The organism is Dictyobacter sp. Z7_2 (assembly GCF_057551105.1).
The window spans coordinates 1,961,761-1,985,878 of the sequence record NZ_BAAJPE010000001.1 but is presented as its reverse complement, the minus strand read 5'-3'; the positions used below and the strand labels follow the sequence as shown (position 1 = coordinate 1,985,878).

Sequence of the window (24,118 nt, the reverse complement as noted above, 5' to 3'; positions counted from 1 at the left end):
GAAGACGAAGCCAGAAAACATCTGCTCACAGCCCTGAGAAAGTGACCTAAAAGGTTATTGATTATTCTTGTTGATTTGTTCTGTAAAATACCAATGCTCTTTAAAGAGCATTGGTATTTTACAGAACGAAGATGTGGAAAAGCCAGAAGAACTACCTATATATATCGCTGGTCTTTAAGCGCTTGCCTGCTCAGCACCATGCCAGAGATGTTGCATTTCGGTGCTACTCACCAGCAGTTCAGCCAGTGTACCTGTCGCTTCGATGCAGCCATCTCTCAGGACGATAATCTGATCGGCGCGTTGCAGAACTGCTTTACGATGTGAGACCACCAGGCATGTATGCAATTGTTCTCGTAGCAGTTGCTCCCAGAGTTTGTGCTCGGTTTCGACGTCGAGAGCGCTGGATATGTCGTCGAAGACGAGGAGCTCGGAGTCGCGTATGAGCATACGAGCAGTGGCCGTGCGCTGAATTTGTCCTCCGGAGAGCTTCACGCCGCGTGTGCCAACGATTGTCTGTAGTCCGTTTTCCAGACGAGCTATATCGGGCTCCAGGACCGCCATCTGGATCGTTTGCTGTATTTCTGCGGGCTCTGCCTGGCGTCCGAGCAGGATGTTTTCCTCTAGCGATGTGCTGAAGAGATGTGGCACTTGCGGCGTATAGGCGCTATGCGGCGGTACAAAGAAGCTGGCTGGATCAGTAATCTCGTGTCCATTCCAGGTGATCCTGCCTGCATCCCTGGGCAGTAATCCCAGGATAGCTTGCAACAAGGTCGTTTTGCCAGCAGCAACTCTGCCCGTAATCACCGTCAGCGTTCCACGTCGTAGCTGGCAATTGATGCCTGCGATGCCGCGTCCTGTTTCTGGATAACGATAGGTCAGGTCGTGGATAGCGAGGATTTCCAATTCGTCTTGCTGCGTTTTGATCGGCTGTATAAGCTCAGGGATAGGTTCCTTCAGGTAGAGTGGATCATTGTTGAGGAGCGTTTGCTCGGGTGCTCCCTGGAGGAGGTCGACGAGTCGCTGATGTGATACTTTGGCCTGGGTATATTGTGCGATGAGCGATGCACAGCCTGTGATGAAGTTGGTGATGGTTCCCAGATAGTAGATGAAGATGGCGATATCTCCTGTGTTGAGATGCCTATAGAGAGCGGCCAGTACGAGGATCATACCTGTCCCGACTCCCACGATGTTGCCAAAGATAGATTGTAGTGCTCCGATGAAGACGGTGTCGCGCAGGATCTGCCTCTGCCGAACCTGGCTGAGCTGGCGGAAGTGCTCTACTGCGTAGGTCTCGGCTCCCGCGATCTGGATGGCTTGTACCGCTCCAAAGATTTCTCCAATGGCTCCGGTGAGTATTCCGGTTGCTTCTCGGCTGGCCTCCCGGAATTGTGTCTGTCGTTGTCGCATGGCTTGTGCGATGATGACGACGCAGAGTAAGGGGACGAAGACGAGCAGCGTGATGAGACGATCGATGCGTAGCAGGATGATTGCTGCCGGGATGATGAAGAGCGAGAGCCCAACCATGTCGAATAGATACGCAAAAAGTAGATCGATGACATCGACATCGTCTCGAAAGTAGTTAATGGCCTCACCTGCCGAACCTGGGATAGATCTGGCCCCCGGTCTCTGTAAGATGTGGCGTAAGAGATTGCGTTGCAGCAATGCTTTGGTGGCGATGATACTTGTGTAAGTGGCTGGCAAGGAGCCGAATTGGATCAACGCTCTTAGCAATGCCGTCAGGACTAATCCTCCCAGTATCAGCCAGGGCAGTATGCTGATGCGTAGAGAGCTGTGTGTGAGGATGGTCAGGGAATTAAAGAATGCCTGAAATATTAATCCAAACATGAGTCGCCCGATGACGAAAAAACCGATCGCCCCTGTCATGGATATGAGAAAGTTCCAGGAACGATAACGTATCAGACGCCATATAAATTGATAGGTTTTCATTCGTGTGATCCTTTCTCTTAGAGGCTATCGTTATGGTTGGAGAAGCCATGCGCACTATCGCTTTGTGCTGATCTTGCGTCGACCGTTTCCAGACTCGTGTGTAGCAGTTGTGAAAAGCGTGACGTGGGATCGTTTTGCAGGAGTATCCTGGCCCCGTATTCTTGTATGCGTCCCTCTTCGAGGATCAAAATATCGTCGACGCGCTGAATCGTGCTCAGGCGATGAGCAATTACGATAGCGGTCCTCTGCGCAAAAAGCTTATTGATGGCTTGCTCGATGTTGCGCTCGGTGGCGGGATCAAGTCTTGAGGAGGCTTCGTCCAGGATAACGAGTCCTGGATGTGTCAGAAAGACACGTGCAAAGGCCAGCAGTTGTGCTTCACCTGCTGAAACTCCCTCGCGATCTGATCCCAGAAGAGTCTCCAGACCGTCAGGCAATCTTTGATACCAGTAGTGAAGTCCGACATCGTCAAGGGCCTGATAAATCTGCGTGGGAGAGATAGCTTTGTTAAAGAGGGTCAAGTTATCGCGCACCGTAGCATGAAAGAGCTGTATATCTTGCGTGACCATGCCGATGCTTTGCCTCAATGATTGGAGTTGCAGTGTCGGCAGAGGAAAACCATTCAGCTCTATACTGCCAGCCTGCGGATCGTAGAGACGAAAGAGGAGACGTGCTACTGTGGTTTTTCCGCTCCCTGTACGTCCCAGGATACCTAATACCCTGCCTGCTTCAAGCTTGAATTGGATCTGATGCAAGATCGGTTTACCGGCTAGATAGCCAAATGTGACGTTGTTGAAGGCAAGTGAGAATGCTCCTCTGTTCTGGAGCGTGTGTGTGCCGTCGTGTAGGGCCGATCGTGTCTCGCGTAGCTCTTCGATCCGTTGGATACAGGCCTCGGCTAATTGCAGATCTTGCAGTTGCTGTTGGATCTGCTGGATCGGCTGTGACAACTGGTCTGTATAGGCGTAGATCAGATAGACGACCCCGATTGAGATGCTGCCTTGCATCCAGACGTAGCTGCCGATGAAAAGCGCGAGGGCTGTACCAATCACAAAAAGCAGCAGGCTAATAATAGACATCGTGGAACTCGCCATACGTGCTGCTCGATAGCTCCGAGCCCATTCTCTGGTGAGCAGGTAGAAGCGTTGGAGCACATACGCGTTGGCGCCATTGGCGCGGATATCTTCAGTGCTAATCAATCGCTCACTCAAGAAGCCGTAGAAGGTTGTGGTGGTCTGGCGCATGGTGCCGGAGAGCGGTATGGCACGCTTACGCAGGTACATTAATATGAGCAGGGCGCTGATTGAGAAAGCTGTCATTGTCGCTCCAATACGCCAATCGATCAAGAAGAGTAGTAGCAGGATGGCGATGAGCAGGATCAGACTGGTACATAAGTTGATGATGAATTGTGAGAAAAAATTTGTCAGCGCATTGACATCTCCATCGATCCGCTCAATCATCTCGCCGGGCGAGCGCATTTTGTGATAACTCAGATCTAGTGAGAGGCAATGAGCGACAAGATCGCTGCGCAATTGATTGGTGGCCGTCCATGCCACTCTGGTGGTGAGATAGATGCTGGTAATCGAGACGACTTGTTGCGTCAGGGCAACGCCTATGAAGATGAAGCCTTCTCGTACCAGGCTGCTCGTCGTGCCACTGGTAGTAGCTATGTCGATGAAAGAACGCAATATTTGTGGATTAAGCAGTTGTAGGGCAATACTGGTGGATAGGGTGCATGCCAGCAATACGATGCCGGGCCATTGTGGGCGTAAATAGGTGGTCAGTAAAGATAGGTAACGCTTTAGCGTGATGTGCATCGACTCCTCCTTATGAAGGTGATATGCGACAACGGTAGCTACGGTAGGCAACGCGTCAGGATATATTATTGTAAGATGGCAAAAGAAACATCGTCCAAAGAGACGATGTGCAGATATTGACAATTATGGTATGATGTAACCGTAGACAATGGCGTTTTGTGGTTTTACCAGGATAGTCCTCTAGTTCTTCTCCAATCAGGGCTTGCTCCAGCTTTTCAGGCTCTTGCCTGCTTGAGTATAATTGGTGAACAAAGTTAATTTGCTCGCGGATGCTGTTGAATAAAATCTTCTCAGAGAAGAGAGTACTCATGTCTACAAACGGTGTCGTTGTATCCTCATCAGAGGTTTATATCTCGCGTACGCGCACGATCTTTTTGCGTATCGGAGCAGGTCTCAGCGACCTGGCGATCCTTGCCAGTCTGGAGGTCTGGATTGGTAGTGTCTTTGGCGTGGTGGACCCCATGGGCAGCTATAATTTATTGGATGGAGATGGGCTGACACTTTTTGTGGGTAGCAATGCGACCATTCATCCTGCGTGGTTATATCTTGTTGCCTTCCTCTACTTCAGCATACAGGAAATCTTCTTCAGTACCACCGTCGGCAAACTCCTGTTCCGTTTACACGTTGTCAGATCGAACGGTAAGCGCCTGACATTTTTAGCTGCCCTTATACGCAATCTCCTGCGCTTTATTGATATGCTGCCATTGTTTTATCTTGTTGGAGTTGTCTCCGGCTCACTTTCCCCCACCTTCCAGCGTGTCGGTGACCGTTGGGCGCGTACGGTTGTGGTACCGATTAAAGCATTGCCAGCGGCAACCTATTCTCATGCGCAAGTATTGAAGCGCTATGTATTCGTAAGTATAGGCGTGATGATCTTTGTGGGATTTTGCCTGCATTATGTCTATTATGAGCGTCCGCCGCTTGTCTTACAAAGCTGGATCAATATTAACAACGCCTACGAATTCATCCCGCCCGCCTCACTTCCACCTTGCGGCCAGGTCAAAAACCTGTCCGGAGATTATGTCGTCCAGAGGCAGATCCAATTTGTGCAAGTAAAAGCGGCACAGTGGCATAACGGTCTCGTCACATATCCAGTCATCTACAAAGACGAGATTCCATGCAGTGGCACCATTACGCTGCAATGGAGAGGCTTCTTTGATGGAGGTTGGTCCGTGTCGCAAGTCCAGATTCAAAATTGAATGAAATGCCTCTTTGATCTGTCTTTTTTAGCATGAAGGCTCTCTGCTCGTGCGCCTATTGACTTGAAGTTTGTTCCCATTTACAATTGAGAAAATGATCCAACTATCATAGTAATGGTGGATTTTACTTGATCATGAGTTGAATGTGTCCTTTGGTATGTGGCAATGCACCTTCAATCTTGCTCGATCTTCCCATATCACCTTGTGTCTTCCTGCGAGTTTTTAGATGCAGAGAAAGTGGAACTTCTATGTCTGAAATTGAAATACATCAAACCGATCCAGCACCTGTGTCGCAACTCAACTTGCATCCTCTGGAGCCTCTGACGGCAGAGGAGATCGCCGCAGCGGTGACGATTCTGCGTGCGGAAAGGGAGTTGAGTGAAACTCTTCGTTTTGTGTCGGTTAATCTGCATGAGCCAGCGAAAGAGGTTGTGCTGAGCTATCGACCAGGCCAGCCGATTGTGCGGGAAGCATTTATTGTGTTGCTGGACTCCGCGACCGGGTTTGGTTACGAAGTGGTAGTTTCAATTACCTCTGGACGAGTGGTTTCCTGGCACCAATTGGAAGGCCTGCATCCCGCTTTTCTTCCAGACGAGCTAGCGGCGACAGAAGCCCTCTTAAAGTTGCATCCCCCCTTCATTGAGGCGCTGCGCAAGCGTGGTATCACCGATATGGATCTGGTCATGACTGATACCTGGACGGCTGGTAATTATGAGAGCCCGGAATTTCAGAAGAGACGTCTGGCACGCACGATTGTCTATGCGCGTGCAGAGCCGAGTGATAATGGTTATGCGCGCCCTGTTGATGGATTGGTTGTCCTGACGGATCTGCTCACCAACGAGGTCTTGCGCATCGATGATATTGGGACGGCTCCTATCCCTCCGACCTCGGGCAACTATACGCCCGAGTCGGTCGGCCCGATGCGTAGCGATCTAAAGCCGATCGAGATCACGCAACCGGAGGGTCCGAGCTTTACCGTCAACGGCCATGAGGTGAGCTGGCAGAAGTGGCGCTTCCGTATCGGTTTTAACACGCGTGAGGGTCTGGTTCTGAACACATTAAGTTATGAAGATCAGGGTCGTGAGCGTCCCATTTTATATCGGGCGTCGTTGGCCGAGATGGTTGTTCCATATGGGGACCCAAATATCAACCACTATCGGAAAAACGCGTTTGACGTGGGCGAATATGGATTGGGAACTCTGGCAAACGCTTTGCGCCTCGGTTGTGATTGTCTGGGGGCGATCCATTATTTTGATGCCTTGATGACCGATAGCCATGGAGAGGTGCTGGAGTTGCCCAATGCTATCTGTATGCACGAAGAAGACTACGGGATTTTATGGAAGCATTATGATTGGCATACCAATCGTACTGAGGTACGTCGTTCGAGGCGTCTGGTCGTATCATTTATCGCGACCGTGGACAACTATGAATATGGCTTCTACTGGTATCTCTACCAGGATGGAACGATCCAGTTTGAATCGAAACTCACCGGCATTATGAGTACGGGCGCGGTACCGCCGGGAGTCAAATCCAAATATGGTCAACTGGTGGCACCGTTGTTGAGCGCTCCCGTGCATCAGCACATTTTCAACGTGCGCCTCGATATGATGGTCGATGGGCCTGACAATTCGGTCTATGAGGTGCATACGGAAGCTGAGCCGCTGGGACCAGAGAATCCTTTTGGCAACGCATTTTTCGCTCGCTCGACTCTGCTCTCGACCGAGTACGAGGCGCAACAGATCATTGATCCGCTGGCATGTCGCTACTGGAAGATCGTCAATCCGAACAGCCTCAATGTTATGGGCGAGCCAGTCAGCTACAAGCTCATGCCAGGAGAAAACGCGCTACCTTTTGCCCATCCCGAATCGAGCATCATGCAGCGCTCAGGCTTTACCACGAAGCACCTCTGGGTGACGCCGTACAAGCAAGACGAGCGCTATCCCGCTGGCGATTATCCCAATCAGCATCCAGGCGGTGACGGACTTCCACGGTGGACGCGGGCTAATCGCTCCATCGAGAACACTGATATCGTCGTCTGGTACACGATGAATCACAACCACATCCCGCGCCTTGAAGACTGGCCTGTGATGCCGGTGGCTGCCATTGGTTTTATGCTCAAGCCTGCTGGCTTCTTTGACCGCAATCCGGCCCTGGACGTCCCCGAGGTCATGTCGCATTATGATCACGCCTGCGACTGTGGCGACGCGTGTCATTGTAAGTAGCAGGAGCGATGAAGCTACATGAGATGTTGGCTTTGCCGAAATTTCTATCCTGAGGGGATAAAAAAGGTTGTAAAATTTGCCTAAAAAAGCACTGGCTTTCTGATATCTTTCACCGTATAGTTATCCTATGTAGATAATGGACAAGCAAGTGTATCAGGTAAGATACTGGGGAAAGTAAGGAATGTAGTATGCTCAGCAATCAATCGCGCACGGCGGCTCTTCAGGAATTGCGCACACAGCAAGTGCCACGAGGTGTATCAAACGCCCATCCAATCTTTGCGGCACGTGCGCAGGGAGCGCGTCTCTGGGATATTGAGGGTAAAGAATATGTTGATTTCGTTGGTGGAATCGGCGTCTTAAATGTAGGTCATAATCATCCCAAAGTAGTACAAGCCATCCAGGAGCAATTGGAGCGGTTTACGCATACATGTTTTCAAGTTGTGATGTACGAACCGTATGTCCGGCTCGCCGAGCGCCTGAATCAGCTGGCCCCAGGCGATGATCCCAAAAAGACTATCTTTCTGACTACCGGCGCCGAGGCTGTTGAGAATGCTGTCAAAATTGCACGCGCTTCAACCGGGAGGCCGGCAATCATCTCGTTTACGCACAGCTTTCATGGCCGTGGCCTGTTAGGGATGTCCTTGACCGGCAAAGCCACCGCTTATAAGCAGAACTTTGGTCCGTTTGCTCCCGAGGTGTATCATGCACCCTATCCCTATGCCTATCGAGGATGGAGTAGCGAGCGCTCGCTCGAAGCTCTACAAGAACTCTTTCTAACTCAGGTGACGGCGAATCAGGTTGCCGCGATCATCATCGAGCCGGAATTGGGTGAAGGCGGATTCGTTGCCGCTCCCGCCGCGTTTTTGCGCGAGCTCAGGCGCATCACTCAGGAGCATGGCATCTTGCTGATTGCCGATGAGATCCAGAGTGGCTTTGGCCGTACTGGCAAGATGTTTGCGATTGAGCATAGCGGCGTGGTGCCCGATTTAATTACGGTGGCCAAAAGTATGGCGGGCGGTCTTCCTTTATCTGGAGTGATCGGTAAGGCGGAAGTGATGGATGCTCCAGTCGCAGGTGGATTAGGTGGAACCTATGCTGGGAATCCGCTGGCCTGTGCGGCCGCTCTGGCGGTGCTGGATGTCTTTGAGCAAGAGCAGATATTGTCCCGCTCGGAGCAATTAGGTGAGCAATTCCGCACGCGCTTCCTCGCTTTGCAGCAGGAGCTGCCAGCGATCGGTGAGGTGCGAGGATTGGGTATGATGATTGCGCTTGAGTTTGTTCAGGATGCTCAGACCAAAGAGCCTGCTCCTGCGCTGGTTGATCGTATCATTGTGGAAGCTCGCGAGAGAGGCATCCTCTTGTTGAAAGCGGGCCTTTATGGTAACGTACTGCGTATTCTGGTGCCGCTCGTGATCGATGATCCCCTGGTTGAGCAGTCGCTGGACACGCTCAGCGAGGTTATTCGATCCGTGGCTGGACAAAACTGAAATAGAAATGGAAAGGGATGGGACCTATGACCGAGTTTAAGTTGCTTATTAATGGAGAACTGGTTGGTAGTAGTTCAGGTAAACTCATTGATGATATTAATCCGGCCAACGGAGCAGTCATCGCGCAGGTCCCTGAGAGCTCTCTGGACGATATGAAGAGCGCTGTGGCGGCCGCACGGACAGCTTTCGACGATGGACGCTGGTCTGGCCTGACTCATGGTGAGCGTTCGACGCTACTGGAAAAGCTCGCTGTACTGGTCGAGGCCCATGCCGACGAGCTGGCGCAATTGGAGTCTCTGGATACGGGTAAGCCAATCAAGTTGGCACGCGATAGTGATATCCCATTTGCGGCTGATAATCTGCACTTCTTTGCCGGAGCGGCCCGTCATCTGGCCGGATCAGCATCCAGCGAATATACTGGCGGCCATACGAGTATCATTCGCCGCGAGCCGATCGGAGTCGTTGCCTCGGTTGCGCCCTGGAACTATCCTTTCATGATGCTCATCTGGAAGATCGGTCCCGCGCTGGCAGCTGGCAATACCGTTATCTTTAAAGCCTCGCCCGAAACACCTTTGACAGCTCTCAAGATGGGTGAGCTGGCCATCGAGGCCGGTATCCCGGCAGGCGTACTGAACATCCTGACAGACGGTCCAGACGTGGCTCCGCAACTGGTCGCGCATAAAGATGTGGATATGGTCTCCATCACGGGGAGCACACGTAGCGGCAAATACGTCATGCAGGCTGCTGTTGAGACCATCAAGCACGTGCACCTGGAACTGGGAGGAAAAGCGCCCTTTATCGTCTACGAGGATGCGGATATTGAAGCCGCGGCTCAAGGTGCGGTCGTGGGTGGATTTGTCAACGGTGGACAGGACTGTACGGCGGCTACGCGTATCTACGTCCAGGATAGCATTTACGATGCCTTTATCTCCTCGCTGCTGGATAAGGTCAAGCAGGTGCGTATCGGCGATCCAGGCCAGGAGAGCACCGATCTGGGATCACTCATTTCTCCGCGCCAGCTTGAGCGCGTCGAAGGCTTTGTCGAGCGAGCGTTTCACAATGGTGCCAATGTACTCATCGGAGGCAAGCGAGCCTCGATCGCAGGACTGGAGAAAGGGAGCTTTTTCGAACCCACCGTCATCGCCGAAGACCGTCAGGATACAGAAATCATCCAATCCGAAGTCTTTGGACCGGTCCTCGTCGTCTCGCGCTTTAGTACCGAAGAAGAAGCATTAAGCATGGCCAATGGTGTCGTGTATGGTCTGGCCGCCTCGGCCTGGACGAAGGACATCTATAAAGCTATGCGGGCCAGTCAGAGGCTGAAATTTGGTACCGTCTGGATCAATGATCATCTGCCGATCACCTCTGAAATGCCTCATGGAGGCTTTAAAGAGAGTGGTATTGGCAAAGACATGTCGATGTATTCCTTCGAAGAATATACCCAGATCAAACATGTCCTGATCGAACTCACCGGACAGGCCCGCAAAGGATGGCACTATACCATTTTCGGCGATCCTGAGGTTATGAATTGAGAAGTTGCTTCATCATCGCGTTGACCATATCGACCTCTTCATCGTTGACGGTATGGCCCATGTTGGGATAGATGCGTTTGGTGATGCTGCCATCCAGTTCCTGAAAAATCTCTTCGGTGAAGTCGACGCGCTCTTTAGGCACGTGTGGATCTCTATCGCTACATCCAAGAATGATTGGCGTGCCTGAGAGCGATCCAGGATAATCGCGTGACATATCTTTGGGACCGATGACTCCACCGCTCAAGCCAACGATGCCTCCGTAGCGACGTGCATTGCGAGCGGCGAATTCGAGTGCCAGACAGGCTCCCTGAGAGAATCCGAGCAGAATAACGCGCTCCTCAGGTATCCCGGCTTCTTTCAGACGTGCCAGCGTATTGGCAATCACGGCCAGCGCCGATGAAAGTTCCGGCTCGTTGCTGGTGAGCGGTGCCAGAAAGCTTCTTGGGTACCATGAGCTACCGGCGGCTTGCGGAGCGAGATAGACAAATCCACGCGGTTGAAGTTCCGTATACAATCCCAGGATATCCCGTGCGGATACTCCACGACCATGAAGCATCAGCATGGCAGCGCGTGCCTGTACCAACTCCTCGCCGGCCATCAGTATATTTCTACCCTCATGAGGCCCTATATGCGTGCGTACATTTTTTTCCAATATATCTCTCCTGACTGTGTTGTTTATAACCTTGATTTTAAAGCAATACGGGGAGCGCAACGTGATTTTAGTAGACCATTCGTATATGCTATTGCGTTTACACGACATATTATAAATTTGATACTGTAATTTGTCAATTTTACTGGTGAAGCAATAGAATGCTCTAAATACCATTTATATATGTGAGTTTATCTATGCGTCTGGCTGCTTTCTTTTGTGTCGATATGGGGTTCTGATGCGTGAAATAAATAGTTTGTATTTTGATCTGCTTTTAGCTATAAAGGTGTGGGATTTCTGAGTACTTCTGGATAGTAGAAAGTGAGCGTTGAATTCATGTCTGTTGGATGGAAGAAAAGTTGGCATTGTTTATCTTTTATCGCCCTGATCTTTGTCATGGGATTGCTAAGTGCATGTGGAGGTTCTTCGGCCAGCACCTCCAATGCGCAGCCAGCGGAGACGCAAGTGTTGCGTTATCCAAACGTAGGAACGGCCGATATTGGTAAGCTTGATCCGGCGAGCGGGCCTGACTCAAATTCCAATGAGGCGATTAGCATGATCTTTAGTGGACTGGTTCGACCGGATCAAAATCTACATGCGATTCCTGATCAAGCCAGCTCATGGGATATCTCAAATGACAATAAGGTCTACACCTTTCATCTGAAATCTGGTCTCAAATTTTCGGATGGCACGGCCGTTACCGCGCAGACCTACGTCGATACCTGGACCCGCTCGTTGCTTCCAGCCACGAAATCGCCGACTGCGCCTGTGCTTGAGTCCTCGATTGTAGGAGCAAACGATGTTTTAAGTGGGAAAAGCACAACGTTGAGTGGCGTCAAAGCGGTCGATGATCAGACGCTCCAGGTGACATTGGTACGTCCAACGGCGTATTTCTTGCAATTGCTCACCGTGTCACTTTTCTACCCACTCAACCAGAAGCTGATTGCTCAATATGGACAGACCGACTGGGTGAACCATGTCGCCGGTAACGGCGCGGGCACGGGACCTTTTATGGTAAAGTCCTGGCAGCATGGCGTCAAAATGGTTCTGGTGCCCAATCCTAACTACTATGGCACAAAGACAAAGTTGAAGGAAGTGGATATGTCGTTTGTGCGAGACGATGCAACCGCTTTCAAGGGCTATCAGGCCAATCAGTTTGACTTTGTGGATAACCTTACCGCAACCGATCAGTTAACGGCTCAAAGTGTAGCGGGCTTTGTACGTAAACCTATCCTGGAGAGCGATCTGCTGTTCTTTAACAATAAGATGGCTCCTTTTGACAAGACGGCTGTGCGTCAGGCCTTTGCCGCTGCCATCGATAAGCAGACGCTGGCCAGATCGGTCTTTCATAACTCTGTCACGCCAGCCAGTACGATCATTCCGCCAGGCTCGTATGGTGCGCAAGACTATCAAGGAATTCCTTATAATCCGACCAAAGCCAAACAGCTACTGCAATCCGTCTATCCAGACGTCAGTAAAGTACCGCCTGTCTCTTTTTCCTATCCCTCATCGCAAGTCACACCTAATCTGGCCCAGGCGCTGCAACAGATGTGGAAGACTGCTCTGGGCATCAATGTTCAACTGGTTCCTATGGAGCTAACAACCTACAATAATGCCACTACGAAACGTAACGTCCAGTTTGGATTTACACAATGGGGAGTCTACTTTCCTGATCCCTATGAATGGCTTGACCTCAGTCTGCTCTCGACGGCAGACAATAATAACGGCAACTGGAATAATCCAGCCTTTGATAAAGCCGTGACGCAAGCCGAGCAGACGTCGGGAGATCAGCGTCTGGCTCTTTATGCGCAAGCCGAGCGGATCGCCATTGACAACGTGGGCTGGCTGCCGATCGATCATCAATCGGAAGCCGCCATCATCCCGGCCAAAATCCATGGCCTGGCTCTGGGAAGCAGCGGACTCTACTTCGGCGATTGGTCCAGTATCTATCTAACCCAATAAGTCATTGTGCTGGTCCCAAATACAGCGTCGTGCCTTTTCAGGTAGTAGCTTCGTTGATCAAAAAGCCTTGACAGGAATAGCTAACACTATTATACTTGTAATAGTGTTAGCTATTCCTGTTGAAGGAGGTCTGAAAGATAGATTACAAAGAGCTTGCTTTGGAGTTTATGAAGCATATGCGAAATATGCGTAAATTGAGACAGGCAAATCCGCAGAGACTGGTTGATGAATCCATGCAAGGAGAACAGTTTGCACTGCAATTCATTGCTTCTCATCATGGTTATGTGCTGCCAGGTGAAATCAGCACTGAAATGGATATTAGTTCTGCACGTATTGCTGCCACCCTGAACGGCCTGGAACGAAAAGGACTGATTACACGCCAAATTGACGTAAGTGACCGCAGGAGGATTTTGGTTGAGCTTACTCCTAAGGGAAAAGCTGTGGTGGAAGAACGATATCAAGAGACAATGGAAATGATCACGAAAATGCTCAGCAAATTAGGCGAACATGACGCCCGGGAATATGTGCGCATCATCGGCAAACTTGCGGAAGTAGACCCCTTGCAGAACCCAATGGAATAAACTGCGGTCACAGCAAAGTGACCGCCTTTAAACACCGTTTTGCTAACACTGTTAGAAACAAACCCTGTTATATAGAAGGAAGAAATGATTATGTCAGAACAATCACAATCGCTAACGAATATGAACCCCGATATCGAAAAAGTGCAAAACGAAATCAGAGAACGTTTCGCGCAACAGAATCAAACGGCCAAACAGGGACAAATTGTTTTTGTCGGGTCTTCCCTCATGGAAATTTTCCCGATTGAAAAAATGCAGCAAGGCCTTGGCCTGGATAAACTGATTTACAATCGTGGAGTCAGGGCAACGACGACGGCGGATCTGCTGAAGCATATAGATCTTTGCATCTTTGATTTAGCACCGAGCAAGATTTTTATCAACATTGGTACAAATGACCTGGGCTTCAGCGTTCCTGAAGCCATTTTTCTCGCAAATTATGACGAGATTTTACGGCAAATTAAGGAAAAATTGCCTGAGACGCAGGTGTTTGTAATGGCTTACTATCCAGTCAATGCGGTAGCGAATTTCGGTGAATCAGAGGCTGAGCATGAGTCGCTATTTGCGACGCGAACTAACGAAATACTTGAATTAGCGAGCAGCAAGGTAGAGCGTCTGGCGCAAAAGCATCACTTTGAATTTATCAATGTCAATGCTGGCCTGGCAGACGCTGACGGAAATTTGCGGCAAGAGCTTACATTTGATGGGGGGCACATGCTGCCTGCAGGGTATGAAATTGTGCTTGGAAATATGAAAAAATACTTATGACATAAAAATCACAAATTCGACGGTATTAGTGCGCTAAATGATAGGAGGCCAGGCGTACGATGCTACGTTTGGCTTCCTTCTTGATGGGACGGCACGCTTATTTATGAGCGTGCTGTGAACTCAGATCATTTGATTTTCGGAGAAAAGACGGCTAACAAGGTCTGCAATCTCCCTCAGATCTGTATCTCCCATGCTTTGTTTCTCGACGTGAAGTTCATCTTGCTTTGTATCAATCGCACTCATCCGCTTACGCTCCTGGAGCTTGGATTGAAGTGCTTCATTGAGCAGCTTTCCTTTGGTAACCTCTTGAATAGTCGCTTTCTCTGCATTGGCCGTGATCGCTTCGCACCCCCTTGTCCGCTCTTCTGCTTGCTCTGTCCGTTTACGCTGGATCTCACTCCCAAAAAAGAAACCTGCAGCCCCGAATGCGATTGTCTCAACTCCGTTGAATAGATAGACAGCACGTGTCCACTGCACTTCACTTTCATTTGTAAGTCTGAGCAAATAAATGATAAAAATGGCAAAAGCGGTTAAAAACAAAAAGGCAACAACAGGAGCCATATAAGCCTTGAAATTATCGCCTCCGAGATTAATAAAGCTTCTTTTCTCTAATTTCCTATCTCCCATCATTCAAGCCTCCTTCGAGCCATCAAAATTGATTGTATCGTCTTCAGAATAAGAGCTTGCCACCACAAAGAATGATGGACTCGTAAACATTGTGATTACTTTTAACGTTTTTAGTGGCTTGAATTAATAATATAATGCAATGATTTGCATTATATATAATGGTGCTGATGACGAGAAAGAGATGGTTTTACCTATTTATCATACCATAAAAATCACTTTGTTGGAAATGATATGTTGTTTTTCATAAAATACGGCGCTTTCGACGGAGCTTTTCCCGGTATGTTAGACTGAAAGCAGCATTCTTACAAAGCCGCTTGCGGGAAAGAATTTCATAGAGCGCAGTTAAAGATAATAATAGATAGTAGTTTGGACTAAAGGGATGAATTTCTATGCCGGTTGAAGACAAAGATATGCCAGATGTCCAGATAGAGGCCAAGCCGAAGTCCAAAAATGCAGATATATCTAACCATCTAGCCAATGAGCGCACGTTTCTCGCCTGGATTCGTACCGGGTTGGCGACGATTTCAATTGGTTTTGTGGTGGCTCGCTTTGGGCTATTTTTGCGCGAGATGGGACTTAAGAGTGAGCCGATTCCATATTCCTCGCTGCACTACTCGATGATTTTTGGTGTGGCGCTTTCTGTAACTGGTATTGTAGCCATTGTGATTGCACTGATAAATTTCCTGCAAGTGCGTCGTGACATTGAGCAGAATACTTTTCATCCCCGTGTTGGTTACGTCGTCACGCTGACAGTGCTGGCTATCCTGATTGGGATATTTTTATCGCTCTACTTACTTTTGAGTACTTAAATCTTTCGAGCCCGGGCATCTTCCCATTCATGCTTGAGCAAGCCAAAGCTGTATTGATCCCAAAAGCGGTTGCGACTGAAGACGCTTTCACGCGAGGTTCCTTCCTGTATGAAGCCGAGCTTTCGCAATATGCCAGTTGATCGATTGTTCCCCTCATCCACATGTGCTTCGATGCGATGGAGCCCTATGGTAGTAAACGCAAAGGACACAATTGCAGTGAGCGCTTCGCTCATGATACCCTGACGCCAATATGCGGGATGGAGCTCATAACCGGTCTGGGCACGATAAAAATTGTCATCGAACCCATAGAAACCGCAGGTACCAATCAATGTGTCATTGCCTTTGAGAGTCATCCCCCACTCAACATTTTGGTGCTGCTGATACCATCCCTGTAACCGTCCAAAAAAGGCCTGTGTCTCCTCCAGAGTACGATGTGGCATTTTGCCGCCCGAAAACTCCATCATATCTGCATTAGAAAATAAGGCGAACAGCGCTGGCACATCGTTGGATTGAATCTGCCGTAATATCAAGCGCTCGGTCTCGAGGCGTGGGAAATGTGTGAAAATAGCTTCTATGTCCATAACTGAGTTTCTATCCTGTCTATGATGCCGAACTGATTGGGAAGCTTACAAAGTCATCACCAGATTTATAGAGATAGTGGTGAAGACCCTATTCTCAGAATATATCACATTTCATGAGAGATTTTTCAAAAAAGGCGTTCTTGACATTTTTCATTGGGTTCAGTATACTCCGAACAGTAATGATACGCTCTAGAAAGGTTTACTTTTAATGAACTCACCTCTTGTTATGATCGTGGTGGATTGCCGCTAATCTCAGGACAGACGCGTCCATGAGAAAAAAACGACGGTTATGATTAATCGTTGTGATCCCGCATCGCTATGGTTGAATGCTGCATTACCTGTTCAGGTAGTCAGCCCTCTCTGATAGCTTTCTATCGCCGCCTCCACCACCTCTTCCACACGCACGCTCTACCCTTACAACATTTTTTCCGCAGCATTTTTGTGTCCGTTTGCATACAGCCTTGTAGAAAGCTGTACAAACGCTCAGACTTCTTATAGTTTTGAAACAGGAAGTCTAGAAAGAAAAGTAATATGAGTAGCTATGCACAACAACCCACTGTCCTCTCTTTTGGCCTCTGCGCCACATCTGCGCCAGTCTATCAGACACGCGTGGCGCTATGGCTTGATCGAAAGAACCGCCATTTTTTACACGAAAAAGATGAGGATAAGCTTTGCGCACAACTCGTAAACATACAAAATGCTCCTATCAGGAACGTGCCGCCCGGACGACAACGCATCAACACCGCCATAACCGCTCGACATCAGACACCTTTAAATGCCGGCATTGCCGACGTTTTATTGGTCCCGTCCCCTATGGGGGACATCATAGAAACCATTGTCCCTTTTGTCTGCACTCGCGCCACGTCGACGAGCGCAAAGGCGATCGCTTGAATGAGTGTGGAGCGAAGATGGCTCCCATCGGCTACTTTCAGCGTCCCAACGGCGAATACGTCCTTGTACATCGCTGTCTGAACTGTGACTTCGAACGCTTTAATCGTATCGCTGCCGACGACGACTTTGATCTGGTCCTGACCTTACCCGAGTTGCCGCCACGTACGAGTCGAGATCTCAAGCTCCAACGTATCCAGACGCTGCTGGATGGAACTGCGATCGAAGAAATTTGAAATCCCGACGCTCCTGTTTATCAGGAGCGTACATCACAAAAGATTATTTTTGCATATCTTTGAGTAACCTGGCTGTCTCTGCTGCGATCTCAGATAGTATCCCATTATCTATCACTATATTTTGAATTTTTCTGGATAGCCAACATATTGATTGTCATGATTTGTCCAAATACTTCCTTATGCCCAATATCTTGATCTCGGTGCCCTTCAGGATTGCGAAAAGCTCCAAACACACCACGAAATAAATTTGTCCAAGTTTCTCGTTCACCTGCAACAGGGGCAATGGGCTCCAATATGCCTCCTTTTTCATCGTGTTGTTTACAAGGTCATTTCCTGTGTGTTCTGCCGATTCTCCACTAGCTTTACGTATCATAACTTCAAGTTGTTTGGCACAGAGAAAGACTGCAATGTTAGGATGGTCCTTAAAGCCTGTAATTTCAGACAGCAATTCCTTCTCCATTATCCAGTAAGGGAAGGTTATTGCTATGTTTTCACCATGAAAAATCTTCCAGATTTGTAGTGGCCTGTGTCTCTCTGTACTGTAATTAATTACTGTATTCATCGTGATACGATGTGATGGTTAAAGTTGTCTCTTCACACATCACCGTCCTTCTTCATAACCTAGCCTCTTTTTGTTGTCATTTGTTTCATGCGTTCTATCGGCCAAATTACTTTCAATCTTTAGCTATGATGAGTTTATTACTATATTATGCGCCAATATGTGGATTATTCTGCTTTTTATCTCAAGGATTTGCTGCTGTTTAAGAGAACTACTATATGCCTGTAAGGTCGTTAAGGGGACGTTAATCGCGTTCAGTAGAAGCTCGCTCAGAGTGAAAGCAGAGGGGAATCGCCTGAAAAACTATTGAAGGAACTATTAATATACTTCCAACTCACAATAAGGTTATTGTTTCCATGTGTAATTTTAACTTTACCTAACGTTATATACGTATAGATCCCAAATAGAGTGTTTTTGCTAGAGAGGTACAGCCAATGAATAACTTTGCTAATGTCTGTGGACTTGTTTTAAGTATCGCAGGTCTTATTTTTGCAGTTTTTAGTGTGGTAGATCACCAAGGTAAGATACCTATAAGTAAAAAGAAGGTTAAAGGTACTGTAACTGTCTCTCTCATTACTTTAGGTATAATTGTCATCATATCCTTTCCGTCTGCCTTTTTACCTTTGGAGGCTCCCTCTACAAATAACATCGGAGCTCAAACAACGCCACATGACAATAATTCTCAATCTTTAAATGTGCCATCATTAACACCTAGCCATACCTTTTCTACGAAATTTGCCTCTACCCCAACCTCTCTACCCGCGCCGACTCCACTTCCTCCAAAGCCAGGAGATTTATTGTACCAAGCAGACTGGTCAAATGGTCAGATGAACGGATGGGCCGGTGGCAGTGATTGGAGTATAGTTGCTGGGATGTTCGTCAATAGTGGAACTCAAAAGTTGTACAAATTCTCTATGGGTATCGTTCCTTATGAACCAGAGGAAAATAACATCAAGAATTATGCCATTGAGGCAAAGATACAGCTTAATCAGTATACAGATGGAGATAATAACCAAGTTGTTAATTATGGCAGAGATATATTCGGTCTTGTATTTCATTCACCAGATGGGCAAGATGAGGGATATCTCTTTGCTATTTGTTCATCAAATGCAGGTGCATGGAATTGTGGCGAAGGTCCTAATGAAATATTTCTTGCAATACGGGCGATGAATGGGAATGGATACAAAATTATTAAAGAGAGACCTTATACATCTCCTAAATACGGAGAATTGCATATCTATCGTGTAGAAATAAAAGATAATAAGATAACTGCTTATATTGATGGAATAAAGCTCTTGGACGCGATAGATTATACTTATACCTCAGCCGGAAAAATCGGTGTGTGGAGCACACGTTGTCAGATCAGTATTAGTAGCTTTAAGGTTATTGCACTTTAGTTCTTCTTATAAAATTACCCTTTTGGGAGATCGTTATATTAATGCTAGTCTTTAAAAAGGAAGGTGTTGGTTATCAACTATCCCATAGAAGCCCATTATTACTACTAACTTTTAACTTGTAAGAAGTGATCGTTATAATATTTGCCTATACTTAATGGAAGTAATGATTCTACTAAATTTTGTAGGTGATCGGAGAGAGCACTCATATGTGATCTCAGTAAGTTCAGGAGTGGTAAAATGGTTCAGCAGACATGGATAATAACATTCGACGATGTTTCTCTTTCTGAGGCGAATCGGTATGCCAGCCAACTAAAGTTGATGTTACAAAGCATACCTTACGACATTAATATTACTCAGCAATCAAGCGTTCCCTACACACAAAATTTAGGGGATATGATAACTGCTACTATTAAAGATCCTGGCGCGATTGTTGCTGTTTCATCTGCAATTATTGTCTTTATTCAAAGCTGGCGTATCACGATTAAGGCCAAAGTGACTGTTAAGGCCAAAGATACTGAGAAAGAGATTGAGATAGGGGCTAAAAATATTAATTCAAAAAATTACAAAGAGACTTTAGCGTTTCTGATAAAACAGGCGGAAGAGTGTGGGAGTATAGAGGAATGACTCTTACTCTCAAATATCCTCAACCTGCCGATAAGACCTTGGTTATAATTCTAGGTGCGTCAGAGTGGCCCGATGCAGAAATTTTTGCTCCTTCTGCTGCTTTTGCTAAAGCGGCTCAAAGTATTCATGAATACTTTGCAGGCTGTTTCAATATACCAGAAAGCAATCTTCTTTGGCTATTCGATAAATCATATCTCGCGCAAGATATGGATATAAGGATTAGTAAATTTCTGAATGAGATGAAGGAGAAAGCAAATCAAGTCATAATATACTATATTGGACATGGGCAGATTACTTCCAAAGGATATGGATTATATTTACCAATCCGTAAAACTCAGAAACATAATCCAGAATTTTCGAGTTTGAGTATGGAGTATCTGACAGAAACTATCAGGAGTTCAGCTCCTCAGCTCAAGCGGATTTATATTCTTGATTGCTGCTTTGCAGGCAGAGCTTTCTCGTTTTTGCAGAATAACGCGTTTGATCCGGACAATGCAGGTGAGGTAGTAATCCAAGCTTTACGACATGTTAATAGAAGTGAGCATTATGCTGCACTCTTTGCTTCTGGTCATGATACCGCAGCAGTTCTCCTTCCCGATGAAACAAACACATTTTTTACAGAAGCCTTTTTACGAGTAGTTAACAGTACATCAGAGCCTCTCTCTTTATTGGCTGTTAAGGAGAGAATGAAAATCCACCTAGATGATTTGTTTAAAAGTTATGGACAGAGGTACAGCGATGTACAAGTGCCACCATTTCCTCAAATCTATGAAAGTGAAGTGACGCAATTATCAATATTCCCTATTACTATAATGCAAACAGATCAAATAATTGCTGAAATTATGAAATGTTTGTCGGATACCCCCTATCGTGAAATACGACTTGTTTACTGCGAACCACGAACCAAAACGGTTCGTGTGCTATGTTCCAAGTTTCAAGGAGACCATGATTTTCATCGCATATTTCAGCAGATTGAAGAAACTACTGGATGGCGAATCAAGGTCGATGTATGGGAAGAATTGGCACCTATTATTGCTATAGCCCACTCTACGACTTCTTCTCTTATGGAGGGGGAGCCTATTAGTTTAAATGGCACTAACGAGCGGGGTGGGCAGAGGAGGGTTAAGAGGGAGAAGGAGTTAACTACTGAAGAAAGGGAGCCTATTAGTTTAAATGGCACTAACGAGCGGGGTGGGCAGAGGAGGGTTAAGAGGGAAAAGAAGTTAACTGCTGAAGAAAGGGAAAGTTTGGAGAAAGATTTTAAAAGGACAGTAGAGAAAATATTACTTAATAACTTTGGTAAACGACTGCAGTTACAGTCTAGTCATTATCAAGAAGAACAAACACTGTTCCAAACCATTGTTCCGAATGTTACTGAACGGGAAAAACAAATATTAAAGATAGAGTTTGAGCGTGAGCATTCAGGACATATATTGGGAGTAGCCGCACGTTTTTAATCACGTACTACTGTGAGATGAAAACCTTCCTTACTGTAGCAGGGTCATAATTGTACTATTACAATAATTCATTTATGGCAAAATATATAAAATGATGCATCTTCTCAATAATTTGAGGTAAAGTGGCTTCAAAGTTTTAACTATTACATAGTGAATCTACTTCTGACCTAGATTTAACTAGATGATCTTTTTCTTTCCCCAAATTATTGAGAAGATGCCACTGTCAGTTGCTTAAGCAGCCACACAAGTGCTACCTGAACTTATAAGAACTAAATTTTGAAATTCTGACGCTCTTGCGGATCGGCGAGGCCGAGATGGGATAGAGCGTAGATTGCGCCGATAATGACCAGAATGCCGCTACCCGTGAAGATCGTGTCGAAGGGACCAAATTGGATACCGAGGGCAGTCACATGAAAATTGTGCAGGACGTTACTTGCCAGATAGCCAGCCGTCGCCGTACCGAGCAATCCGACCAGCCCTAAGATCGGATTGAGTATGGCTGATATGCGTCCCATGTAGGCTTGAGGCGTGACGAGCATGATGAGTGGTGTGACCGCAACATTCATCGCTGCCTGGAAGGTTCCAATGGTTATGAGTATGATCAGTGCCGGGACAAACATGGTCATGCGGGAATAGGTCAGGAGCCCTATTCCTGTGAGTAGCAGTGAGAAGACAAAAGTTTTTATCAGGCCGATCTTTGCAATGATCATCCCCGCCAGGATCGCGCCTAGCAATGAGCCAATGCCCATTGCTGTGGCGAGCAGTCCATAGAGATTGGCGGGAGCGTGTAGATTATCCAGTACAAAGAATATATCCAGGGCATTGAGGGCGCTGGCTCCAAACATGACGATCGCTACGGTAATCAGCAGCGTCGCAATGATACGATTATGCCTGGCGAATCCAAGACCTGCACGGAAATCCTCGATGAAATTGTGGGCTGAAGTCTGCTTGTCTGTTACTTCTGGTACGCGTACCATCCAGAGTATGAGAAATGAGATCAGAAAGGAGCAGGCGTTGATGGCGAGTGCCCATGCCGCACCTGTGGCGAGGAAAAGGATCGGGGCCACGGCTGGCGCGATCAGCATAGCTACAACCATACTTGTCTGCGTCAGGCTGCTGGCCTGGGTGCGATAGGGGCTTTCGACGATGTCTCCGATGAGGGAGAAGCGTGCCGGCGTGAAGAATTGTGAGCAGACAGAATTTAAGAAGACAATCGCATAGACCAGTCCCAACTCTACTGGCGGGGCAAGATGGCTTGCTGGAAAGAATGACCAGACAAGAGGTGTTGCTGATAAGACAAGGATCGTTGTAAGTAGAGTGCGTAGCGCATCCATGAGTAGCATCGTCCTGCGCTTATCCCAGCGGTCTACAAAGACACCTCCGATGGGGCCGACACAGAGTAGCGGGATAGCGATCGCTATTGGTATGCCACTGACGGCCAGTGGTGCCCAACTTTCTCCCCTGGCCAGGACGAGCGTGATCCAGATGGTCAAAGTGGTGTCAAAGATGAAATCTCCAAAGGTTGAGATTGTGCCTCCTAGCCAGAGCAGCGCGAAATTGCGATGAATCAGGATACCAGGCTTTTTACTGGACGTCACGGGTAATGTTGTGGTTGGCTCCATAATGCTCCTCCCAGGGTCGCTACGCACTTTTTTTCTTATGACTTAAAGCTATTTCCAGGCTGTATCTGGCTCTCGACGCAGTAGTTGTGCGCGATCGAGATGAGTTCTTGCTGAAACTTGTCTGTTTCCTCAAGATTGATCATGTGGGCTGATTGCTCGAACCAGATCAGCTTTTTAAATGGTGCACGCAGCGAGCGGCTGAACTCCTCAACCAGGAGAGATGGGGTGACATAGTCATATCTTCCCGCGAAGAAAAAAACAGGCACAGAAATCTCTTGTATTTCGCGTGGAAAATTCACTGTTGCGAGTGTGTCTAGCATCGCCATCGTTGAAAATCTGATGCCCCTGATAAAGCGTATCATGTCCCCCATGGAATATTCGGGAGCTGCAAGGGTAATATTGAACAAGTCGAGCATCTTAATGGCATGTGCGTCCCCTTTATAATGAGAAAGCCAGCGGCGTTGCGTCAGAATGCCGTTTTTCTTGTAGGGGGGAGTGCCAATTTTCTCCAGGCTGCGTATGACTTTTTGATTGTTCTCTCTACGGGCACTATCCAGAACGTATCTATATGAAATTTCTTCGCCGCGTTGTGCATCGACAACCTGCCCCATGCCAACCACTGCATACAGGAGATCGGGGCGCGCAGCTGCGACTTTCATGGCCAGGATGCTTCCCCAGGAGTGTCCTACCAGTAGGATCTTCTTCTGACCGAAGCGCGAGAGCAGGAGCGTAATGACCTCAATCGTATCGTTTACGAACCGCTCAATTGTCATGGTCGCGGGATTGATTCCCGGTCGGAATGATTTGCCTGCGCCTCGCTGATCCCAGTTGACACAGATGAAGTGTTTTTCCAACTCCTTCATCGTGGTATGTGCCAGACCCATCTCCGCGCTGCCGGGACCGCCGTGGAGGAAGAGCAATATCGGTAGCGAGACATCCTGTCCGCGTATGAGAAGCCACTGTGGATCTCCGTTGAGATCGACTTGTTTTAACTCGGCAATTCCATGCGGTGTTGCGATCGGAGGAGTAAACGTTTTGCCTGATCGCATCATCGATCCGAAAAGGTTGGTGATGATGTTTGACGACATCTTCTGTCTCTCTTTCGCGCCGATTCTCATCCTTGAATCGGACAAACTAATTCTCTATAGCGTTTAACACGT

21 protein-coding genes are annotated in these 24,118 nt (G+C 47.7%); 13 read left to right on the top strand and 8 right to left on the bottom strand.

The window, feature by feature from the left end; translation table 11 throughout:
- Positions 1-174: 174 nt before the first annotated feature.
- Positions 175-1,947 (bottom strand): ABC transporter ATP-binding protein, encoded by a 1,773-nt coding sequence (locus AC27N8_RS07835; RefSeq protein WP_487065668.1) that lies wholly within the window; start codon positions 1,945-1,947, stop codon positions 175-177.
- 17 nt (positions 1,948-1,964) lie between these two features.
- A complete protein-coding gene (locus AC27N8_RS07830; RefSeq protein ID WP_487065666.1) occupies positions 1,965-3,764 on the bottom strand; it encodes an ABC transporter ATP-binding protein in 1,800 nt (599 codons plus the stop codon).
- A gap of 308 nt (positions 3,765-4,072) precedes the next feature.
- Between AC27N8_RS07830 and AC27N8_RS07825 the strand changes: the two genes are divergently transcribed.
- From AC27N8_RS07825 to AC27N8_RS07810, 4 genes are all read left to right on the top strand, one after another.
- Positions 4,073-4,963, top strand: a complete 891-nt coding sequence (locus AC27N8_RS07825; protein WP_487065664.1) for an RDD family protein — start codon at positions 4,073-4,075, stop codon at positions 4,961-4,963.
- 248 nt (positions 4,964-5,211) lie between these two features.
- On the top strand, positions 5,212-7,185 hold the full coding sequence (locus tag AC27N8_RS07820) for a primary-amine oxidase (protein ID WP_487065662.1): 1,974 nt from the start codon (positions 5,212-5,214) through the stop codon (positions 7,183-7,185).
- A gap of 188 nt (positions 7,186-7,373) precedes the next feature.
- Positions 7,374-8,672, top strand: a complete 1,299-nt coding sequence (gene gabT / locus AC27N8_RS07815; RefSeq protein ID WP_487065660.1) for a 4-aminobutyrate--2-oxoglutarate transaminase — start codon at positions 7,374-7,376, stop codon at positions 8,670-8,672.
- A gap of 26 nt (positions 8,673-8,698) precedes the next feature.
- Positions 8,699-10,204, top strand: a complete 1,506-nt coding sequence (locus tag AC27N8_RS07810; protein WP_487065658.1) for a gamma-aminobutyraldehyde dehydrogenase — start codon at positions 8,699-8,701, stop codon at positions 10,202-10,204.
- On the opposite strand, the gene AC27N8_RS07805 is transcribed toward AC27N8_RS07810, so the two are convergent.
- Positions 10,194-10,856 (bottom strand): alpha/beta hydrolase, encoded by a 663-nt coding sequence (locus AC27N8_RS07805; protein ID WP_487065656.1) that lies wholly within the window; start codon positions 10,854-10,856, stop codon positions 10,194-10,196. The genes AC27N8_RS07810 and AC27N8_RS07805 overlap by 11 nt on opposite strands.
- Positions 10,857-11,189: 333 nt before the next feature.
- On the opposite strand from AC27N8_RS07805, the gene AC27N8_RS07800 reads away from it, so the two are divergent.
- From AC27N8_RS07800 to AC27N8_RS07790, 3 genes are all read left to right on the top strand, one after another.
- Positions 11,190-12,815: a peptide ABC transporter substrate-binding protein gene (locus tag AC27N8_RS07800; protein ID WP_487065654.1), complete on the top strand. Its 1,626-nt coding sequence runs from the start codon at positions 11,190-11,192 to the stop codon at positions 12,813-12,815.
- Positions 12,816-12,982: 167 nt separating this feature from the next.
- On the top strand, positions 12,983-13,396 hold the full coding sequence (locus AC27N8_RS07795; protein ID WP_487067915.1) for a MarR family winged helix-turn-helix transcriptional regulator: 414 nt from the start codon (positions 12,983-12,985) through the stop codon (positions 13,394-13,396).
- A gap of 90 nt (positions 13,397-13,486) precedes the next feature.
- Positions 13,487-14,158, top strand: a complete 672-nt coding sequence (locus tag AC27N8_RS07790; RefSeq protein ID WP_487065652.1) for an SGNH/GDSL hydrolase family protein — start codon at positions 13,487-13,489, stop codon at positions 14,156-14,158.
- A gap of 120 nt (positions 14,159-14,278) precedes the next feature.
- On the opposite strand, the gene AC27N8_RS07785 is transcribed toward AC27N8_RS07790, so the two are convergent.
- Positions 14,279-14,788 carry a hypothetical protein gene (locus AC27N8_RS07785; protein WP_487065650.1) on the bottom strand — a complete coding sequence of 170 codons (510 nt, stop codon included), beginning with the start codon at positions 14,786-14,788 and terminating at the stop codon, positions 14,279-14,281.
- 386 nt (positions 14,789-15,174) lie between these two features.
- Here AC27N8_RS07785 and AC27N8_RS07780 point away from each other — a divergent pair, with 386 nt between their 5' ends.
- Entirely contained in the window at positions 15,175-15,594 is a 420-nt protein-coding gene (locus AC27N8_RS07780) for a YidH family protein (protein ID WP_487065648.1), read from the top strand.
- Here the strand turns inward: AC27N8_RS07780 and AC27N8_RS07775 are convergent.
- Complete coding sequence (locus tag AC27N8_RS07775; RefSeq protein ID WP_487065646.1) at positions 15,591-16,175, bottom strand: GNAT family N-acetyltransferase; 585 nt, start codon at positions 16,173-16,175, stop codon at positions 15,591-15,593. The genes AC27N8_RS07780 and AC27N8_RS07775 overlap by 4 nt on opposite strands.
- A gap of 531 nt (positions 16,176-16,706) precedes the next feature.
- On the opposite strand from AC27N8_RS07775, the gene AC27N8_RS07770 reads away from it, so the two are divergent.
- Together AC27N8_RS07770 and AC27N8_RS07765 are read left to right on the top strand one after the other, a co-directional pair.
- Entirely contained in the window at positions 16,707-17,066 is a 360-nt protein-coding gene (locus AC27N8_RS07770) for a hypothetical protein (RefSeq protein WP_487067930.1), read from the top strand.
- Positions 16,973-17,299: an RNHCP domain-containing protein gene (locus AC27N8_RS07765; protein ID WP_487067914.1), complete on the top strand. Its 327-nt coding sequence runs from the start codon at positions 16,973-16,975 to the stop codon at positions 17,297-17,299. Before AC27N8_RS07770 ends, AC27N8_RS07765 begins: the two co-directional genes overlap by 94 nt.
- A 104-nt stretch (positions 17,300-17,403) precedes the next feature.
- On the opposite strand, the gene AC27N8_RS07760 is transcribed toward AC27N8_RS07765, so the two are convergent.
- Complete coding sequence (locus tag AC27N8_RS07760) at positions 17,404-17,532, bottom strand: hypothetical protein (protein WP_487067913.1); 129 nt, start codon at positions 17,530-17,532, stop codon at positions 17,404-17,406.
- Between the two features lie 760 nt (positions 17,533-18,292).
- Here AC27N8_RS07760 and AC27N8_RS07755 point away from each other — a divergent pair.
- The 3 genes from AC27N8_RS07755 (at position 18,293) to AC27N8_RS07745 (ending at position 21,336) form a co-directional block, all read left to right on the top strand.
- Entirely contained in the window at positions 18,293-19,255 is a 963-nt protein-coding gene (locus AC27N8_RS07755) for a hypothetical protein (RefSeq protein WP_487065644.1), read from the top strand.
- A gap of 237 nt (positions 19,256-19,492) precedes the next feature.
- The gene (locus tag AC27N8_RS07750; protein ID WP_487065642.1) at positions 19,493-19,879 is read left to right on the top strand and encodes a hypothetical protein; all 387 of its coding nucleotides are present in this window, start codon (positions 19,493-19,495) and stop codon (positions 19,877-19,879) included.
- Positions 19,876-21,336, top strand: coding sequence for a hypothetical protein (locus AC27N8_RS07745; RefSeq protein WP_487065640.1), 1,461 nt, complete (start codon positions 19,876-19,878; stop codon positions 21,334-21,336). The genes AC27N8_RS07750 and AC27N8_RS07745 overlap by 4 nt, the downstream gene beginning before the upstream one ends.
- Positions 21,337-21,605: 269 nt before the next feature.
- Here AC27N8_RS07745 and AC27N8_RS07740 read toward each other — a convergent pair whose 3' ends face one another.
- Together AC27N8_RS07740 and AC27N8_RS07735 are read right to left on the bottom strand one after the other, a co-directional pair.
- Positions 21,606-22,958 carry an MFS transporter gene (locus AC27N8_RS07740; RefSeq protein ID WP_487065638.1) on the bottom strand — a complete coding sequence of 451 codons (1,353 nt, stop codon included), beginning with the start codon at positions 22,956-22,958 and terminating at the stop codon, positions 21,606-21,608.
- A 35-nt stretch (positions 22,959-22,993) separates the two neighbouring features.
- A complete protein-coding gene (locus AC27N8_RS07735; protein WP_487065636.1) occupies positions 22,994-24,046 on the bottom strand; it encodes an alpha/beta fold hydrolase in 1,053 nt (350 codons plus the stop codon).
- Positions 24,047-24,118: the final 72 nt, after the last annotated feature.

What these genes read in the sequence shown, in the direction of transcription:
- gabT (WP_487065660.1), top strand. Translation starts at nt 7,374, where the DNA reads ATGCTCAGCAATCAATCGCGCACGGCGGCTCTTCAGGAATTGCGCACA.
- AC27N8_RS07825 (WP_487065664.1), top strand. Translation starts at nt 4,073, where the DNA reads ATGTCTACAAACGGTGTCGTTGTATCCTCATCAGAGGTTTATATCTCG.
- AC27N8_RS07740 (WP_487065638.1), bottom strand. Translation starts at nt 22,958, where the DNA reads ATGGAGCCAACCACAACATTACCCGTGACGTCCAGTAAAAAGCCTGGT.
- AC27N8_RS07800 (WP_487065654.1), top strand. Translation starts at nt 11,190, where the DNA reads ATGTCTGTTGGATGGAAGAAAAGTTGGCATTGTTTATCTTTTATCGCC.
- AC27N8_RS07745 (WP_487065640.1), top strand. Translation starts at nt 19,876, where the DNA reads ATGACTCTTACTCTCAAATATCCTCAACCTGCCGATAAGACCTTGGTT.
- AC27N8_RS07830 (WP_487065666.1), bottom strand. Translation starts at nt 3,764, where the DNA reads ATGCACATCACGCTAAAGCGTTACCTATCTTTACTGACCACCTATTTA.
- AC27N8_RS07750 (WP_487065642.1), top strand. Translation starts at nt 19,493, where the DNA reads ATGGTTCAGCAGACATGGATAATAACATTCGACGATGTTTCTCTTTCT.
- AC27N8_RS07835 (WP_487065668.1), bottom strand. Translation starts at nt 1,947, where the DNA reads ATGAAAACCTATCAATTTATATGGCGTCTGATACGTTATCGTTCCTGG.
- AC27N8_RS07735 (WP_487065636.1), bottom strand. Translation starts at nt 24,046, where the DNA reads ATGTCGTCAAACATCATCACCAACCTTTTCGGATCGATGATGCGATCA.
- AC27N8_RS07775 (WP_487065646.1), bottom strand. Translation starts at nt 16,175, where the DNA reads ATGGACATAGAAGCTATTTTCACACATTTCCCACGCCTCGAGACCGAG.
- AC27N8_RS07795 (WP_487067915.1), top strand. Translation starts at nt 12,983, where the DNA reads ATGAAGCATATGCGAAATATGCGTAAATTGAGACAGGCAAATCCGCAG.
- AC27N8_RS07810 (WP_487065658.1), top strand. Translation starts at nt 8,699, where the DNA reads ATGACCGAGTTTAAGTTGCTTATTAATGGAGAACTGGTTGGTAGTAGT.
- AC27N8_RS07785 (WP_487065650.1), bottom strand. Translation starts at nt 14,788, where the DNA reads ATGATGGGAGATAGGAAATTAGAGAAAAGAAGCTTTATTAATCTCGGA.
- AC27N8_RS07770 (WP_487067930.1), top strand. Translation starts at nt 16,707, where the DNA reads ATGAGTAGCTATGCACAACAACCCACTGTCCTCTCTTTTGGCCTCTGC.
- AC27N8_RS07780 (WP_487065648.1), top strand. Translation starts at nt 15,175, where the DNA reads ATGCCGGTTGAAGACAAAGATATGCCAGATGTCCAGATAGAGGCCAAG.
- AC27N8_RS07790 (WP_487065652.1), top strand. Translation starts at nt 13,487, where the DNA reads ATGTCAGAACAATCACAATCGCTAACGAATATGAACCCCGATATCGAA.
- AC27N8_RS07755 (WP_487065644.1), top strand. Translation starts at nt 18,293, where the DNA reads ATGAATAACTTTGCTAATGTCTGTGGACTTGTTTTAAGTATCGCAGGT.
- AC27N8_RS07820 (WP_487065662.1), top strand. Translation starts at nt 5,212, where the DNA reads ATGTCTGAAATTGAAATACATCAAACCGATCCAGCACCTGTGTCGCAA.